The sequence below is a fragment of the Streptomyces sp. NPDC097981 genome, from assembly GCF_040302565.1.
Lineage (GTDB): Bacteria > Actinomycetota > Actinomycetes > Streptomycetales > Streptomycetaceae > Streptomyces.
Genome location: NZ_JBEORW010000089.1, coordinates 1 through 14625 on the forward strand (window position 1 = coordinate 1; position 14625 = coordinate 14625).

General features: G+C 67.9%; 13 protein-coding genes and 4 pseudogenes. 4 read left to right on the top strand and 13 right to left on the bottom strand.

Translation table 11 applies throughout. From position 1 onward, the window contains the following. Positions 1 to 59 precede the first annotated feature (59 nt). The 6 genes from ABTY04_RS38670 to ABTY04_RS38695 form a co-directional block, all read right to left on the bottom strand. The gene (locus ABTY04_RS38670; RefSeq protein ID WP_352218125.1) at positions 60 to 236 is read right to left on the bottom strand and encodes a hypothetical protein; all 177 of its coding nucleotides are present in this window, start codon (positions 234 to 236) and stop codon (positions 60 to 62) included. Then, on the bottom strand, positions 233 to 1531 hold the full coding sequence (locus ABTY04_RS38675; protein ID WP_352218126.1) for an MFS transporter: 1299 nt from the start codon (positions 1529 to 1531) through the stop codon (positions 233 to 235). The genes ABTY04_RS38670 and ABTY04_RS38675 overlap by 4 nt, the downstream gene beginning before the upstream one ends. A 116-nt stretch (positions 1532 to 1647) precedes the next feature. Further along, positions 1648 to 2565 carry a TauD/TfdA dioxygenase family protein gene (locus ABTY04_RS38680; protein ID WP_352218127.1) on the bottom strand — a complete coding sequence of 306 codons (918 nt, stop codon included), beginning with the start codon at positions 2563 to 2565 and terminating at the stop codon, positions 1648 to 1650. A gap of 37 nt (positions 2566 to 2602) precedes the next feature. Continuing rightward, positions 2603 to 3577 carry a quinone oxidoreductase family protein gene (locus ABTY04_RS38685; protein ID WP_352218128.1) on the bottom strand — a complete coding sequence of 325 codons (975 nt, stop codon included), beginning with the start codon at positions 3575 to 3577 and terminating at the stop codon, positions 2603 to 2605. 55 nt (positions 3578 to 3632) lie between these two features. Continuing rightward, positions 3633 to 4691, bottom strand: a complete 1059-nt coding sequence (locus ABTY04_RS38690) for a beta-keto acid cleavage family enzyme (RefSeq protein ID WP_352218129.1) — start codon at positions 4689 to 4691, stop codon at positions 3633 to 3635. Between the two features lie 327 nt (positions 4692 to 5018). Then, a complete protein-coding gene (locus ABTY04_RS38695) occupies positions 5019 to 6044 on the bottom strand; it encodes an AraC family transcriptional regulator (RefSeq protein ID WP_352218130.1) in 1026 nt (341 codons plus the stop codon). A gap of 273 nt (positions 6045 to 6317) precedes the next feature. Here ABTY04_RS38695 and ABTY04_RS38700 point away from each other — a divergent pair. Continuing rightward, positions 6318 to 6545 (top strand): annotated as a pseudogene (locus ABTY04_RS38700) (TauD/TfdA family dioxygenase); the annotation flags it as partial. Positions 6546 to 6717: 172 nt separating this feature from the next. Continuing rightward, positions 6718 to 6891: a hypothetical protein gene (locus tag ABTY04_RS38705; protein ID WP_352218131.1), complete on the top strand. Its 174-nt coding sequence runs from the start codon at positions 6718 to 6720 to the stop codon at positions 6889 to 6891. A 335-nt stretch (positions 6892 to 7226) separates the two neighbouring features. Here the strand turns inward: ABTY04_RS38705 and ABTY04_RS38710 are convergent, their stop codons facing one another. The 4 genes from ABTY04_RS38710 to ABTY04_RS38725 all read right to left on the bottom strand — a co-directional run bounded on the left by ABTY04_RS38710 (position 7227) and on the right by ABTY04_RS38725 (position 11836). Then, positions 7227 to 8516 carry a protein-glutamine gamma-glutamyltransferase gene (locus tag ABTY04_RS38710; protein ID WP_352218132.1) on the bottom strand — a complete coding sequence of 430 codons (1290 nt, stop codon included), beginning with the start codon at positions 8514 to 8516 and terminating at the stop codon, positions 7227 to 7229. A 1548-nt stretch (positions 8517 to 10064) separates the two neighbouring features. After that, complete coding sequence (locus ABTY04_RS38715) at positions 10065 to 10190, bottom strand: hypothetical protein (RefSeq protein ID WP_352218133.1); 126 nt, start codon at positions 10188 to 10190, stop codon at positions 10065 to 10067. 111 nt (positions 10191 to 10301) lie between these two features. After that, complete coding sequence (locus ABTY04_RS38720) at positions 10302 to 10880, bottom strand: TetR/AcrR family transcriptional regulator (protein ID WP_352218134.1); 579 nt, start codon at positions 10878 to 10880, stop codon at positions 10302 to 10304. Positions 10881 to 10945: 65 nt separating this feature from the next. Beyond that, the gene (locus ABTY04_RS38725) at positions 10946 to 11836 is read right to left on the bottom strand and encodes an SDR family NAD(P)-dependent oxidoreductase (protein ID WP_352218135.1); all 891 of its coding nucleotides are present in this window, start codon (positions 11834 to 11836) and stop codon (positions 10946 to 10948) included. Between the two features lie 114 nt (positions 11837 to 11950). Here ABTY04_RS38725 and ABTY04_RS38730 point away from each other — a divergent pair, with 114 nt between their 5' ends. Next, positions 11951 to 12664, top strand: coding sequence for a phosphotransferase (locus ABTY04_RS38730; protein WP_352218136.1), 714 nt, complete (start codon positions 11951 to 11953; stop codon positions 12662 to 12664). 25 nt (positions 12665 to 12689) lie between these two features. Here the strand turns inward: ABTY04_RS38730 and ABTY04_RS38735 are convergent. From ABTY04_RS38735 to ABTY04_RS38740, 3 pseudogenes are all read right to left on the bottom strand, one after another. Further along, positions 12690 to 12893: pseudogene (locus ABTY04_RS38735) on the bottom strand (IS256 family transposase); the annotation flags it as partial. Positions 12894 to 12960: 67 nt separating this feature from the next. After that, positions 12961 to 13080 (bottom strand): annotated as a pseudogene (locus ABTY04_RS41380) (hypothetical protein); the annotation flags it as partial. Positions 13081 to 13267: 187 nt separating this feature from the next. Continuing rightward, a pseudogene (locus ABTY04_RS38740) lies at positions 13268 to 13701 on the bottom strand (winged helix-turn-helix transcriptional regulator). Positions 13702 to 13796: 95 nt separating this feature from the next. Between ABTY04_RS38740 and ABTY04_RS38745 the strand changes: the two are divergent. Beyond that, positions 13797 to 14147, top strand: coding sequence for a DoxX family protein (locus tag ABTY04_RS38745; RefSeq protein WP_352218137.1), 351 nt, complete (start codon positions 13797 to 13799; stop codon positions 14145 to 14147). The last annotated feature ends 478 nt before the right edge of the window (positions 14148 to 14625 follow it).

Sequence of the window (14625 nt, forward strand, 5' to 3'; positions counted from 1 at the left end):
CGACACGCCGTCAGCGTCCTCGATCAGGTGACCAGTCATCGCGTCCATCAGGGGTCCCTTCACAGCGGGTGTCCACCTGATTCATGACACTCCCGGTTGCGCACCGGCGGGGGAACGGTGTGGACGGTGCGGCCCGCATCGCCGAGCTGCTTGGCCAGAACGGTCTGCCAGTGGTCCTCGACGTGTTCCCGCATGCCGGGAACGATCACGATCGTCGGCACTGTGGTCCCGGTCATGAAGACGTCTCCGGTTCCTCGGCCTCCGCCGTCGCGGCGGGCGCGGTGAGGCGGTGGAGATCACGTGTGTACCGGCGGCGGCCGATCAGGAAGGCCGCGGTGGCCGCGATCGCCACGAGCGGGACGAGCCGGAGCGCGTCGAGCAGACCGAGCCGGTCCGCGAGCATGCCGGTGACGGCGGGGCCGGGGGCCAGTCCGAGCAGGCTCTGGGCGAGCGTGAGCGTGGCGAACGCCGTCGCGGCGATGGCCGCGGGGGTCAGATTCGCCACCATGGCGGCTCCGGGCCCGGCCGTACCGGCGCACAGCAGGGCTCCGAGCGCCAGCACCAGCAGCTGCACCGGGCCGGCAGGCAGGCGGAACGCGGTCATCAGCAGGACGAGAGAGCCCACGCTGCAGCAGATGGCGACGGACCACTTGCGGATCGGGTCGCGCCGGCTGAACCGGTCCGAGGCGATTCCGCCGGTGATCATGCCGATTCCGATCATCAGGGCGAAGAGCCCCGCGGTCGCACCGGCCTTCGCGGTCGGCATCTCGTAGTAGCGGTTGAAGTAGCTGGGCAGCCAGGCGATCAGGGCGCCCGCGATGAACAGCTGCAGACCGCTGCCGATGTAGGCGCTGACCACCGAGACGGAGGAGAACAGCCGCGGCAGGAGCACACGGAGCCGGTCGTTCGTGCCGGTGCCGGCCGCACCGCCCCCGCCCCCGTCCTCGGACAGGCCGGTCCGAGGGGTCAACCTCTTCTCCGTGACCACGAGAGCGTAGACACCGGCGAGCACCAGGCCGAGGACACCCATCACGCCGAAAGCCCAGCGCCAGCCGTATGCCTGGGCCACGGCACCACCCATGGATATGCCCAGGACCGAGCCGAACGCCCCGCCGGCGATGAAGGCCCCCGAGAGCGTCGCCCGCAAGGCGCGCGGGAAGACGCTGAGGACCACGGCGATGCCCACGCTGCCGTACGCGGCTTCGCCGATGCCGACGAAGAGCCGGCCGATGAACATCTGGCCGTAGCTCGCCGCGACCGCGCAGCCCAGGGTCGCCAGGCTCCACATCGTCGCGGCGATGACGAGGGACCTTACCCTGCCCCACCGGTCGGCCAGCAGCGAGAGGGGGAAGGTGAGCAGACCGACCATCAGAGCCACGATGCCGCTGAGGGAGCCCAGTTGGGCGTCCGAGAGCAGCCAGTCGGCCTTCAGCATCGGGAAAACGGCGTTGAGCACCTGCCGGGACATGTAGTCCGAGAGCAGGAGTGCGAAACTCAGTGCGAAGACCACCCAGGCGTAGCGCCGGGACACGGGCCATTCCGAGGAGCCGGTACCCGTACCAGTACCGGTTCTCTCCAGGGCGGGTGCCGCTGTGGTGAGAAACCCCATTGTCATCACCTCAACTGCTGTTGACGGAAAAAGCAGGGTCAGAAGGTCTTGTCGCCGACGATTCCGGCGCGCTCCATCTTGCGGACGGCGGGCCAGTAGTCCTGGACGGCGTAGTGCTGGGTCGAGCGGTTGTCCCAGATGGCCACGCTGTTCTTCCGCCAGCGCCAGCGGACCTGGTACTCGGGCACCGCGGCCTGGCTGATCAGGTAGTTCAACAGGTGGCCGGCGCCCGGCGCGTAGTCCTGCCCGAAGCGGACGTTCGCGGGCGTGTGGTAGTTGACGAAATGGGTCGTGAAGGCGTTGACGAAGAGGATCTCCTCGCCGGTCTCCGGGTGGGTGCGCACCACCGGGTGCTCCGCGTCCGGGAACCGGGCCGCCAGCGCGTGACGCTGCTCCCCGGGCATGACTGCGCCGAAGGCCGCCTCGATGCTGTGCCGGGCGCGCAGGTCCTGGATCTGCGTCTTTATGTGCTCCGGGAGGCGGCGGTGGGCCTCGACCATGTTGACCCAGATCGTGTCACCGCCCACCGGGGGCGACTCGACGCAGCGGAGTACGGCTCCCATGGAAGGGTTCACGCGCCAGGTGCCGTCGGTGTGGAGAGCGTTCTCGTAGTGCTCGGGCGGGCTGTCCAGGTCCTTGTAGATGCGGACCAGGCCCGGGTGGTCCGGGTCGCTGCCGGCCACCGGGTGGTCCTCCAGCGGTCCGAAGCGTTCGGCGAAGGCGACGTGGTCGGCCCGCGTGATGTCCTGGTCGCGCAGGAACAGCACCTTGTATTCGAGCAGCAGGGTCTTGATCTCGGCGAACAGGTCGTCGTCACGAGCTGCGTCGGCGAGACTCACGCCGGAGAGCTCGGCGCCGATGGAACAGGTCAACGGCTCGACGGTGAGGGAGGTGCGGAGCGCCTGCGGGCGCACCAGGGCCAGAGTGTGGTGCTTCGGCCGGAGGGTTTCGGGCATCGTGCTCACTCCTCGGGTGGCGTGTGGCGGGGTGTCCTCAGAGGGCGAAGACGGAGGACCCCGTGGTCCGCCCGGCTTCCAGATCGCGATGTGCCTGTGCGGCGCCCTCCAGGGAGTAGCGCTGATTGATCTCGATCGTGATGCGTCCGGAGGCGACGTGACCGAACAGTTCTTCTGCAAGGGCGTCGCGCTCCGCCGGTTCGGCGATGTAGTCGGCCAGCGCCGGACGGGTGACGAAGAGCGAACCGTTCACGGCGAGCTGCATGGCGTTGATCGGTGGCACCGGACCGGAGGCCGTGCCGAAGCAGACCAACAGTCCGCGGCGTGACAGCGAGGCCAGTGAGCCGGTGAAGGTGTCCTTGCCGACACTGTCGAAGACGACCGGCACGCCGGCGCCGTCGGTCAGTTCGCGCACCCGCTCGGCCACGTCCTCGCGCCGGTAGTGGATGATGTGCTCGCAGCCGTGTGCGCGTGCCAGCTCCGCCTTCTCCTCGCTGGACACCGTTCCGATCACGGTGACGCCGAGGAGCCTGGCCCACTGGCTGACGATCAGGCCGACACCGCCCGCTGCCGCGTGGAGCAGTACGGTGTCACCGGCCTTCAACGGGTGGATCCGGCGCAGCAGGTACGCCGAGGTGAGGCCGCGCATGGTCATGGCGGCGGCGGTCTCGAAGCCGATCTCGTCCGGCAGCTTGATCAGGTGCGAGGCGGGCATGACCCGCTCCGTGCTGTACGCCCCCAGCGGGCTGCCGGTGTACGTGACACGATCGCCTTCGGCGACGTGGGTGACGCCCTCGCCGACCGCCTCGACCACTCCTGAGGCCTCGACGCCGATGCCGTCGGGCAGCCGGACCGGGTAGAGACCCGTACGGAAGTACGTGTCGGCGAAGTTGAGGCCGACGGCGACGTGCCGGATGCGCACTTCGCCCGGACCCGGGTCACCGATGGTGACCCTTTCCCAGGTCAGGACGTTGGGTCCACCGGTTTCGTAGAAGCGGACGGCGTGGGCCACAGGGTTGCTCCGATTGCTCGTGTACGGGGGCTTGTGTGCGGCGGCGGGAGCCGGGTCAGTTCTTGACGCCGCGCAGCATGAAGCCGCGCTGCCCGTGCCTGCGGTTCGGGACCATGCCGAGACGGGCGATGGTTTCGTCGGCGTCGGGGTAGTACTCGCCGACCTTGTAGATCTTCTTGGCCTCCGGGCCTGTCGCGATGTCGCGTCCGAGGGTGTTCGCGATCCGGACCATCTGCTCGACCTGCTCGACGGAGGACATCCGCTCGCCCTTGCGCCGCCACAGGTTGTCCTCGTTGCCCACGCGGACGTGCACGCCGAGGGCGATGGCGATCGCGTTCATCGGCGCCACGGCGCGCATGGAGCTCTCGATGGTGAGCACCGCGCCGTCCGGTACGCGGCGGATGAACTCGATCAGGTCGGAAGGGTGCCGCCCGGCGAAACCGCCGCCGATCGCGACGTAGTTGAGGACCAGGGGGCCGGTGTACACGCCGGCGCGGATGAGCCGCTCGACGGTCTCCAGCTGGGCGATGGTGGCGAGCTGGAAGTGCGGCTGGATGCCGTTCGCGTGCAGGCGCTTCAGGTGCTCGAGGTAGAACTCGGGACCGGCCTCGACGACCATGTCCCGGTACGCCCGGTAGTACTCCGGCTTCGCGATCGAGGTGCCTTCCAGGTCGTCGTCGGTCATGATCTCGACGATGTTCATCTGGCTGGTGTTGATCGCGATGGTCACCTGGTCCGGCGCCGGCGTGAGGTCGGCCAGGAGGTGCCGGGTGTCGTAGGAGAGCCACTTGGCGTCGCCGCCCTCGCCCTCGGGGGCGAAGGAGATCGAGCCGCCGATCTGCAGGACCATGTCCGGCACTGCCTCGCGCAGTCGGGCCATCAGCTCGTTGAACATGGACATCCGCTTGGAGCCCTTGCCGTCGAGCTCGCGCACGTGGATGTGGAGCACCGTGGCGCCGGCGTTGTGGCAGTCGATGGCCGCCTGGACGTGCTCGTCCATCGTCAGGGGCAGGTCGTCGGCGTCGCCGGGCAGCCACTCCGGCCCGTACGGGGCGGCCTGGATGACGAGCTTCTCCTGGTTCTCGGGGAAGAGCGAGTCGTCGTGAAAATGCACGGTCCTTCTCCTTCGCGTACGGGTGATCACCGGCGCTGGCAGTCGGTACCTGCGGAGTCGGATCTTCTGGACGGCAGGGACCGGCGCGGGCGGGTCGGGGAGAACGTCGGGCGTGCGGGCCCGGGTGTGTTCGGCTGGTCCGCAGGAGAGCGAGCAGTAGGGGAAACGGCCCGTCCCACCTCCGGCAGCCGACCGCCTTGAGCGGTGCAGCCAAGGTAGGGCCGGGTGAGTACGGCTGCTTGACCTGCGGTGACGACCCACTTGTCATTTCGGGACAGGAGCGAGCGGCGTCCGAAGCGCCGTGCGTGCTGCGTGCTGCCGTGCGCGTCAGGCCAGGCCCGTGTGCTGCTCCTGGCCCTTTTCCTTGCGCCACTGCCTCGGACTGCACCCGAACTGTTCGTGGAACCACCGGGAGAACGCGCTCAGGGACGAGAAGCCCAGGAGGTCGGAGATCTCCGTCAGCGAGCGGCGGGGATGGGCCACGAACTGCTCCGCGAGCCGCAGTCGTGTGGCGTTGAGCAGCGAGGAGAACGTCTCTCCCGAGTGGGCCAGATGGCGGTGGACGGTGCGCCGGTCGACGCCGAGGCTGCGGGCGACCTGCTCGATGGAGCATCGGCCGGTGGGCAGCAGAGCCTCGATGAGTTCGCGCACCCGGTCCGCCACCGACGTGTCCCTGGGAGTGGCGGCGATGGCGTCGAAGTACTGCCGGGCGTAGTTGCGGAGCTGCGGGTCCGCCATGGCGTTGGGGGCGTCGAGGTCGTCGGCGTAGAACACGATGCCGTTGAACGCGCGGTCGAACTCGATCCCGGGGCCGAACAGGCGGCGGTGCCTGCCGGAGTCCGCCGGAGGGCCGTGGGTGAACCACACCGAGAGGGGCTGCCACCGGGTGTCGAGGAATCCTCGCAGGATGCGGGAGAAGGCACCCACAGCCAGTTCAGTGGCCTGCCGGGCCGGCGTCGTCTCGCCGACCCTGAGGTCCACCTTGATGGTGGCCAGGCCGTTTCCCTCGGACAGGCGCGTGTGCAGGAGCTCGTTGTACATGTGCTCGTGGCGCAGCAGGAGTGCCAGCGCACTGCGTACGTCGGGTTCCTCGCGGACGACCAGGCTGATGGGGCCCAGATTGGAGAAGCGGCGGAGCTCTGCCATGCGCAAGCCGAAGTCGTCGTGGTGCGAGCAGGCCGCGGAGAGCTCCAGCAGGCGGACGGCGGCCGGGCCGGAGATCCACCGGTCCTGGACGGCGAGGTCCGCGGTGTCCAGACCGACGCTCTTCATCAGCGCGCGCGGGTCGACGCCGAGGGAGCGGCTCAGCTCGACGTAGCCGTTCAGTGCGGCGGTACGGACAAGGGGCCTCATCGAAATGCTCCTGGTGTTCGGTCCCCAGAAGTTAAGTTTCTCGTCCCGGCACGTCAAGCATCGGGAGTGCACCAGCCTTAGCATCCCTCAGCGGGGCCGCGACGAACGGCCTGCGCAGCCCCCGGATGCGCCCGGGACGGACACCGGCCCAGGGGCCCGGACCAGCTCGTCATGAGACGGAGGTGAACATGCCCGAAATTACACACGTGAGGGACATATTGGACCCGTTTCTTCGACCGGCATGACGCGCATGCGCCCGGCAAGCGCCCGTACCTGGCCGCCCCGCTCGCTACCGGGCACGGCGCGGAACTCGGCATGCGCTACGACCGTGACCGGCTGGAGGCTGAGCGGAGCCTCGCCGGCTTACCCCCACTGGGACCGGCGGACACAGAACTGTACGACCTGGTCGGCGCCCTGGCGGGCTCCCCCGGTCTCCGGCTCGACCTCTTCCTCCAGACCGGCGATCTGCTGCTGGTCGACAACCACGCCGTCATGCACCCCTGGTCGGAGTTCGAGGACGTCGACGAATCCGAACGGGGTCACCACCTGCTGCGACTGTGGCAGGCCCGGCACCGGGACACTGGTGCCCCGGATGCCCCGGCGACGGATGCCACGACTGCCGCCCGCACCGCGGCGACGGCCGAGACGAACAGAAGAAGAGGAGACCGCCGGCATGACCAACCTCGCCGCAATTCTGGTGAACTCCGCGGCGGCCCGCCGCAATCAGGTCGCCGTGCGCCACGACGACACCCCGACGGCTTCGACGCCTCCCGGATGCGCCTCGCAGTCTCGGGCCTTCGTGATGGTTCTCCGCTGCGGGCGGAGAACCATCACGCTGGAGCCCTGAGCGGTCAGCCGGCCATGGCGGGTGCCCGGCTCTGGCGCGGGTGCTGGCGAGTCGTGGGCCTTGCCCGACTCCACCAGGATCTGCGGCTTACGATCGGCGCTGTAGCGCCATGGTCGACGTCGAGGCGGGCTGCGCCAACTGCCACCGGTCAGCTTGCAGCCGCCGCAACCAGCGGCGCCTCAACAGCCTCGGGCAAGATGACTTCCTTGCGGGTGTAACAGCCGTCGCCAGCGTTGAGGCCATTGTTCGTCATGGGGCTGCCCCCGCCCCGCACGCGACAGGGGACGGAGCGAGGGCAGTTACACGGAAGCCGTGCTCGCATAAGCGTCAGGCCGTCACGGCCAGCCCTGCTTCACCTTGGCAGGGGCAGTGTTCCAGCTCTTCGGTATGAACGTGACTATGTAGGTTCCCCGGTCGAAGTCCTCGTATCCGGCAGACCAGTTCCGGAACTTGCTCTCGTACACCTGCATGGGGCCCATGCCACCGCTGGGCGAGTGATAGTGGTTGGCATGGGTCCACACGGTTTTGTCAGAATCTGCTTCTACTTGATACCCAAACCAGCCGTAGTCGAAGTTGACATAGCCTTCGCCAGGCTTGGCGGGACTGCGTGGAACGCTCCTGTCCTTCGACATGTCGACCAGGCCTGTGCCCTGGTCTGGGCGGAAGGCATCCGGGTCGCCATACTTCCTCTTGTCAGAGGAGCTCCACGAGTCCTGTCCGCTCCAAAAGTGCTTCGAGTAGACGACCGCCTTCATCTTGGACGGGTCGTAGCTGCCCCCATCCCCATCCTTGAAGGACGGCGTATTCCCTAGAGCCGAGTAAAAGTTCGAGCGGCCGTCTTCGTTGAGCAGAGCGTCGTTGCCTTTCCTGAGCTCTGCCTTGAGGTTGTTCAGATAAGCCCCCTCGTCGTGGGCGTTTTCCAGGGCCTTGTTCATGATGGATGCCACATCACGAGCCCGCTTGAAACCCTTCCCCTCGTCGAAGCTCTGCTTGGCGATGCGCCCTTCAAATTCGGCCTGCGTCTCACCCGGCCGGGGACGGGTGTTCTCCAGACCGTCCTTGTACTTGTTCTCGTCGAAGGACGCGAAGGCCAGTTTGTTCGTCGGGTAGGGGCCTGAATTGACCCAGGTGACGCCAACGCAACCGTAGGACAGCTTTTCTCGCTGCTCTTCGTTCATCTGCTGCGCCTTGCCGTCGCGGTGGCTGTAGACCTGCTGCCACTTGCGTATGTAGTTGCTGATACCCGTAGTGGCCCTGCCTCCGTACGCCCGGTATGGATCAGGCATGCTGTCGAGCGGCTCGGCGGGAGGGGTGACCCTGCCGCCAGCCGACTCGGAATCCCCAAGGGAACCGATGGCACCCGGCGGCAACGCCCCTAAGGGCTTGCCAGGCTGACTCAGATTCAGAGCCCTCTCGTTCAGTGCGTTGATGCGCTCGACGTCATCCACGGTCAAGCCGTGCTCTTCTGCGTAGGACCCCTTCTTCTCGCCGTCGACACTGCCGGCGGCCTGGCTGACCGACGGCATGAGACCAGCGGTGCACATGACCACGCCCACAGTGGTGAGGGCGAGAAATCCCGAGCGTTTATGCATGAAAATCAAAAACTCCCTTGTGGTGAACCTCATGAAACGAGGGCATGCGAGAGAACGACGCACTGCAGCGGAACGCGTCGAGCTACCGGTCAGGGGCCTGGCCGCGACCGGCGGCCACCGCGATCAGAAGCCGACCCTGCCCGATCGGGCGTATGCCAGCGGCCCGCTGCCATACGCCCCCCGAGATGACGACACGTGCCGGACCGGGTGGCCTGCGCCACCGTAGTGGGCCTCGATGCATGAACCGCTGCCGCCAGGCGGACCCGGTTGGGGTGGACGGCCGTGCGCACGGAGATACCCGTATCACGGAAGAAAACACAAATCGCCCGCGCCGGCGCACAGATGAAGAACCAGCCGCCCTCGAACTTCATCTGCGCGACGTTGTCCGACAGGACCAGGTACCGGAACCCCGCACAATGCCCTCTGGGGATACAGGTACCGAAGGCCGCCCGCAGGCCGATCAGTTCCATACCGCGAAAGGGTTTCTCCTATCACATCTCGGCTCCCGGATAGGTGGACAGATTGCACGAGAAGGGATCATGTCCCCGTGCCAACTCCCCTGCAACAGCGTGGCTTCAAAATCGGCCATGCCGTCACATAGAGCGGTATTTGGTCATGCACCCGAGCCTGCCCGGTGTCGGCATACGAAGCAGCAGCGCTCCCCTGCTCCCGGCGTATCGTCCGCGGCCAGGCCGGTACCGGCAACGTCGGGAATCCCGCGGAGCGGTCGATGACAGCGTCTCCGACCGGGAGGAAGAGCCCCGTACAGCGGCCGCGACCCGGAAGCAGGAGCTCCGATCAACACGCTCCGGGTCGCAACCGAACGAACCACCGCCCGCCGACCGGACCGCTAGATCTTCGCCACTCGCCACTGCGGGCCCTCACCCGCTTCACCTCCGCCGCCAGGGCCGTCATCGCCCTCGACTTCCGCAAAACGGCTGGTAAAGCCCCCTGCAGCCATACATATTTACTGGAACGGCAACACCGCCGCCGAAGCCCGCGTCGAGCTCGGTGACCAGGCGGCGGCCCTGCCCAGACAGGGGGCCCTGAGGGGCCGGCCCGGTGGGAACTGCTCCAGCTCGCGGCCGCCCTGTCGCACGCGAAGATCGGCCGGGCCGGACTGGCATGGCGGTACTGGGACCGCGCTGACGATGCCGCGCGGCGGCGGCCGCTGCCCGAGTCGCCCGCATGGCTGTCGAGCGCGGCATCGGATCCGCGAGGCGCCGTGCCAGGAGACCTGCGCGCCGAAGAGAAGCGCGGCCCGGTGATATCGGCGTACGCGTGAACCGACGCTGTCGCTGGTCTTGCGATGCGGCTGCGTCAGCCATTGAGGGAGGATGCAGGCACGAAGGGCCGCCTCCACGCCACTGCCCCACCAGGCCGGAGACCGCCTCACGGCAGTGCCGCAAGACTTCAACGCCACCCGGTCAAGCCAAGCGCAGGAAGGACCCCCGAGACAGTGGCAGGAGCCTTCCTGTCGCTGCTGGCCTCACCATCATCGGGACCGTTTCGTCTACCAGCCCGTGAGCGCGCTGCGGTAGGGGCCGTCGAGGCGGTTCATCCGAATGTCGCCCTCAGGAGTCAGGACACGCGGCTGGTGGGGGCCATGTCGCCGAGGAGGTCGGAGCCGAGGAAGCAGGCCGTGCTGACGGCCTTGCCCTTGTCCGCAATGAGAGCCGGCAGGCATGCGGCAGCGCGGCTTGGCATGCGCAAGGCCGAGAGGGGGCGGCGCTCCCCGCTCGCCGTACGAAGCGGCCTGACCATTCCACGCGAACCAGCGATGCCTCTCGGCTCTGGCACCCGCGCCCCCGAGGCAAGTCACGAGTGTGGCGGTGTCGTTTGCATGCCGGCGAGCAGGGTGGCCAAGTAGCGACGGGCGGTCTCCACCCGGTCGGCGGGAGTACCGCCGCGGACGGCAGCTGCGTGAGCAATGCCGCACATGAGCGGGACAAGGTCGACCGAGGCCACATCGGGGCGGATCACCCCGGCTGTGAGGGCCCGGTCCAGAAGTGCGCTGCCGGCCGACCAAAGCGACGCCTTGAGTTCTGTGGTCCTTGGCAGGGTGTCCGTGGCTGCGGCGGCGACTGGAGCCACGGAGGCATCGGTGACCTGCGCTTCGACGACACGAAGCAGGAAGCCCTCCAACGCCCGCCATGCATCGGTATCGCCCAGTGCCTGCTCGCCGTGCGCGGCAAGGGCTTCCAGGCCGGGAGTGGCAACTGTCTCCAGCAGCGCCTCGGGGGTGGCGAAGTGCCGGTAGACGGTGCCGACTCCCAGGTCTGCGCGGCGGGCGACGTCGTTGAGCTGGAGCGGTGCCCCCTGGTCGACCAGGGCACGGGCGACGGCGACGATCCGGTCCCAGTTGCGGGCTGCGTCCTTGCGCAGGGGTGTCGTCATGAGGGACATGCTAATCGGATGGCCGATCCGGATGGTGCGGCCGTCCACGCTCGCTCCGCCGGCGATCAGCCAGTCGTGAGAGGTGCGTAGCGTTCGCTGAGCCGGCGCACGGCTTCGGCGACGCGTGCTTCGGTCGCGGGGCGAAACGGCGCCACCGGGCTGACCCGGGAGCCGATGACGATGCCGGTACGGTCCGCCAGCGCGTCGTCCGTTGCGGCAGCGATGGAAGGCCGGGCGGCCACGGACGCCGGACCCGAGGTCGAGCGTTCGAACTTGCGGCGTACCAGCGGCCACAGCAGCCGGAAGGCGGGCGAGACGATCTTCGGGTCGGCCAGGGTGCCGTTGGTCATGTCGGTCGCGGCGCCTCCGGGGTCGGCGGCGAAGACCGAGACGCCCGTGCCGGCCAGCCGTGCGGCCAGGTCGAGGGTGTAGGTGAGGTTGGCGAGCTTGGCGCGCCCGTACCAGTGGAAGCCGTAGTAGCTGCCGGGCGGCTCGACGGCGTCGAACACTCGCTTGGCGAGAGCGACCGCACCGGAGGTGACGTTCACGATCCTGCTCGGCGCACCGGCCGTCAGCGTGGGCAGCAGCAGTTCCGTCAGCAGGTACGGGGAGAGGTGGTTGACGACGAACGACGCCTCGATCCCGTCCACGGCCTGCCGTACGGGGAACATGGCCCCGACATTGTTGACCAGCACCGACAGCGGTTCACCCGAGGTGGCATGGTCGGAGGCGATCCGGTCGGCAAGCGCGCGTACCTCCTTGAGCGAAGCGAGGTCGGCCGGCAGGAACCGGGCATGGTGTGCCGGGTCGGTCGCGTTGATGCGGTCCACCGCCTGCGCGCCCCGCTCGGCGTTGCGTCCGACCACCGTGACCGAGAGCCCGGCAGCAGCCAGCCCCAGCGCCGTCTCCCAACCAATACCGGCCGTCCCGGCCGTGACCACCGCTGTCTTCTTCATGTGCCCCTCCACCCAAGCAAGCATCCGGATAGATCATCCGCTTGACGGGACGATAGCACGCAATCGGATGGACTATCCGGTTAGGATTTCGAGAAAAGGGACCTACCCAGCGTCATGGGTTCACGCCCGTACCGTCGTCTCATCACCCGCTGGCGTCGGGTTGAGCGGGGCAGGTGCAGGGCGGACGGCAGCGGTTTCGGCCTTGCGGCTGAGGTGGCGCGCCTGCGGTGGGCCGCGAGGTTCACCGTGGTGCCGCGGGTACTCGGTGAGGGCGCGAACGAGACGGGGTCCTGGATCATCACCCACGGCTTGCCCGGACGTTTGGCGGTGGACGGTCATTGGAAGTGCGACCCCGGCACCGCGGTACGTGCGGTCGGCTCCGGACTGCGGGCGCTCCATGACGCGCTGCCCGTCGCGGACTGCCCGTTCGACTGGTCGGCCGAGAAACGCCTGGAGAGTGCGCGGTCACGAGCGGCGGCAGGCTGGACCACTCCGGCGGATTGGCCTCAAGAGCTTCAGCACTTCGGCACTGCCGAGCGCGCGCTCGGCATGCTCGCTGACATCCCGTCCATCGACCGGCTCGTCGTCTGTCACGGCGATGTCTGCGCTCCCAACACGCTGGTCGGTGACGACGGTATGTGGACCGAACATGTCGATCTCGGCACGCTGGGTGTCGCGGACCGCTGGGCCGACCTCGCCGTTGCCACATGGAGTACGCAGTGGAACTACGGTCCGGGGTGGGAAGAGCCGCTGCTCGAAGCCTACGGAGTCGAACCGGACCTGGAACGGATCATGTACTACCGGCTGCTGTGGGAACTGTCGGACTGAACAGCGCAAGCCGATGCGACGTGGTTCACGCGTCCACCTCCTCGGGGCGTTCGACGAGGTGGCCGCGTTCGAAGCGGGTTCCGGCGCGGACGAGGGCGACGAGGTGGGGTGCCTTCACAGGTCGCCAGCGGGCCTGGGCGGACTCGACGAGCTTGAACACCATCGCGAGTGCACCGGCGCGACTGCACACGCCCTTGGTGACCTTCGTACGCAAGCGAACGGTCGCGAAGGGTGCTGGTGAAGCCATACCGCACGGTGTCGGTCTCTCGATCAGGCAGCACGTCCACCGGCCTGGACGACTCCACATCGACGAGGACGGTGCCATAGGTACGGCCCATACGAAAAGCGAACTCGTCGATTCCGAATATCTGCGGGGCCTGGGTCGGCTCCAGCCGAGCGGTCAGCTGGCAATCCATGGCGTAACGCGCGCAGAGATCGCCCAAGAAGGCGATCCGTGTACTGGCAGATACGGAATGTAAGACCCGAAGGCCTCGCCGGATCCGTCAACCGACCAGCCCAGGACGGGCCTGCCACCGGCTCCGACTTCGGGGGACCCCCGGCAGCACTGCCAACGACGAGAATCGAAACTGGTCAGACTATCGATCAGAAACGGTTCAGATTCTGATCGCGCGGAAGGGTCTTCACCGGGTTCGCCTGGTCCGTCTCGATGTTCCTCGCCGCCTCGGCTGCCTCCCGGAAGTTGACGACCGCCTCGCCGTTCTCCCGCGCCCATGCGGTGAGCATCCTGATGGGCTCCTCCAGGGTTCGCCCGAGATCGGTCAGGCCGTACTCCACACGCGGCGGCGCCTCGGCGTACGCGTGCCGCTCGACGAGCCCATTGGCTTGGAGCCGGCGCAGCGTCTGGGTCAGTACCTTGCGCGAGATGCCACCACTCAGCTCGACCAGCTCGCCGTGCCGCAACGGCCCCCATCGGTCAGCGCGAAGAGCGTGACCATGGACCACTTGCTGGCGATGATCTCCATGGCCAGGAGAGCGGGACAGTCTGCGAGGAAGGCAATTCCGGGTCGCAGGCTCATGCCCCGAAGGTTACCTGGAGGTACCTGTCGGCCGCCTATCGTCGTCGAGGTGCGCACGCCCCTTACTCGCATCTCGCATGATTGAGGTTTCAGCCATGTTCGTCTCCCTTGCCGTCGTCACCGTGTTCATGTCGGCGGTTCTGCTGGTATCGGCCGGGGCCAAGTCTCTGCGGACGCGGCACATCATCGAGCAGATGTCCACCCTCGGAGTGCCGCAGAGCATGATGGCTTTCCTGATCGGTGCTCAGATCGCGGGCGCGGGCGGTGCGATCGCCGGGCTCTGGTGGGGACCCGTCGGCATCGCCGCCGCGATCGGCCTGACGCTGTATTTCGCCGGGGCCGTCGCCTTCCACCTGCGCGTCGGCGACCGCAAGGGCGCGCCTCCGGCGTTGGTCCTCACCATGGCCTCCGTCGCCCTGATCGTGCTGCGCGCTGCCACCCTCTGATCCGCTGCGACGACGCGGACCGGACGGCATGGATCAACGGTCGCATCCGCTGCCCAGAGGCCGGTGGCGCCCCGTGGTCGTCGGTCGGCGCCACCGTGCCGATCCCTACCGTCCGCCGGCGCACCACTTGGCGGCACGGGCGACCTCTGACCCTCGCGCCCGTGCCCTGAGATGTCCAGGAAACGACGGCTCAAAGGCCGCACCGAGCACACCCCCGGCAGCCGCACCGCCGACCGCGCCGAAGCCGACCGAGTCACCGACGGCCGCAGCGAGCAAGCCAAACAGCGGCATCTCCCCGAAGCGGTTCGGCAACGACGCCCACCCTCTCACCGACGCTCAGGGCAAGGCCATCAACGTCGCACTGCGCGCGACCATGTGCCCCACCGCCTAATGGGAGCTACGGAACCGGGGAATGCTCGGTTCCGTAGCCGCCGGTAGGTGAGCACTTTCGACGCCGGAGCCTTCGAGCTCTGAGGTC

Bases quoted from the DNA above. Each gene is read 5' to 3' on its own strand.
- ABTY04_RS38670 (WP_352218125.1), bottom strand. From the start codon at position 236: ATGACCGGGACCACAGTGCCGACGATCGTGATCGTTCCCGGCATGCGG.
- ABTY04_RS38680 (WP_352218127.1), bottom strand. From the start codon at position 2,565: ATGCCCGAAACCCTCCGGCCGAAGCACCACACTCTGGCCCTGGTGCGC.
- ABTY04_RS38695 (WP_352218130.1), bottom strand. From the start codon at position 6,044: ATGAGGCCCCTTGTCCGTACCGCCGCACTGAACGGCTACGTCGAGCTG.
- ABTY04_RS38705 (WP_352218131.1), top strand. From the start codon at position 6,718: ATGACCAACCTCGCCGCAATTCTGGTGAACTCCGCGGCGGCCCGCCGC.
- ABTY04_RS38710 (WP_352218132.1), bottom strand. From the start codon at position 8,516: ATGAGGTTCACCACAAGGGAGTTTTTGATTTTCATGCATAAACGCTCG.
- ABTY04_RS38715 (WP_352218133.1), bottom strand. From the start codon at position 10,190: ATGCCAAGCCGCGCTGCCGCATGCCTGCCGGCTCTCATTGCGGACAAG.
- ABTY04_RS38720 (WP_352218134.1), bottom strand. From the start codon at position 10,880: ATGACGACACCCCTGCGCAAGGACGCAGCCCGCAACTGGGACCGGATC.
- ABTY04_RS38725 (WP_352218135.1), bottom strand. From the start codon at position 11,836: ATGAAGAAGACAGCGGTGGTCACGGCCGGGACGGCCGGTATTGGTTGG.
- ABTY04_RS38730 (WP_352218136.1), top strand. From the start codon at position 11,951: ATGGGTTCACGCCCGTACCGTCGTCTCATCACCCGCTGGCGTCGGGTT.
- ABTY04_RS38745 (WP_352218137.1), top strand. From the start codon at position 13,797: ATGTTCGTCTCCCTTGCCGTCGTCACCGTGTTCATGTCGGCGGTTCTG.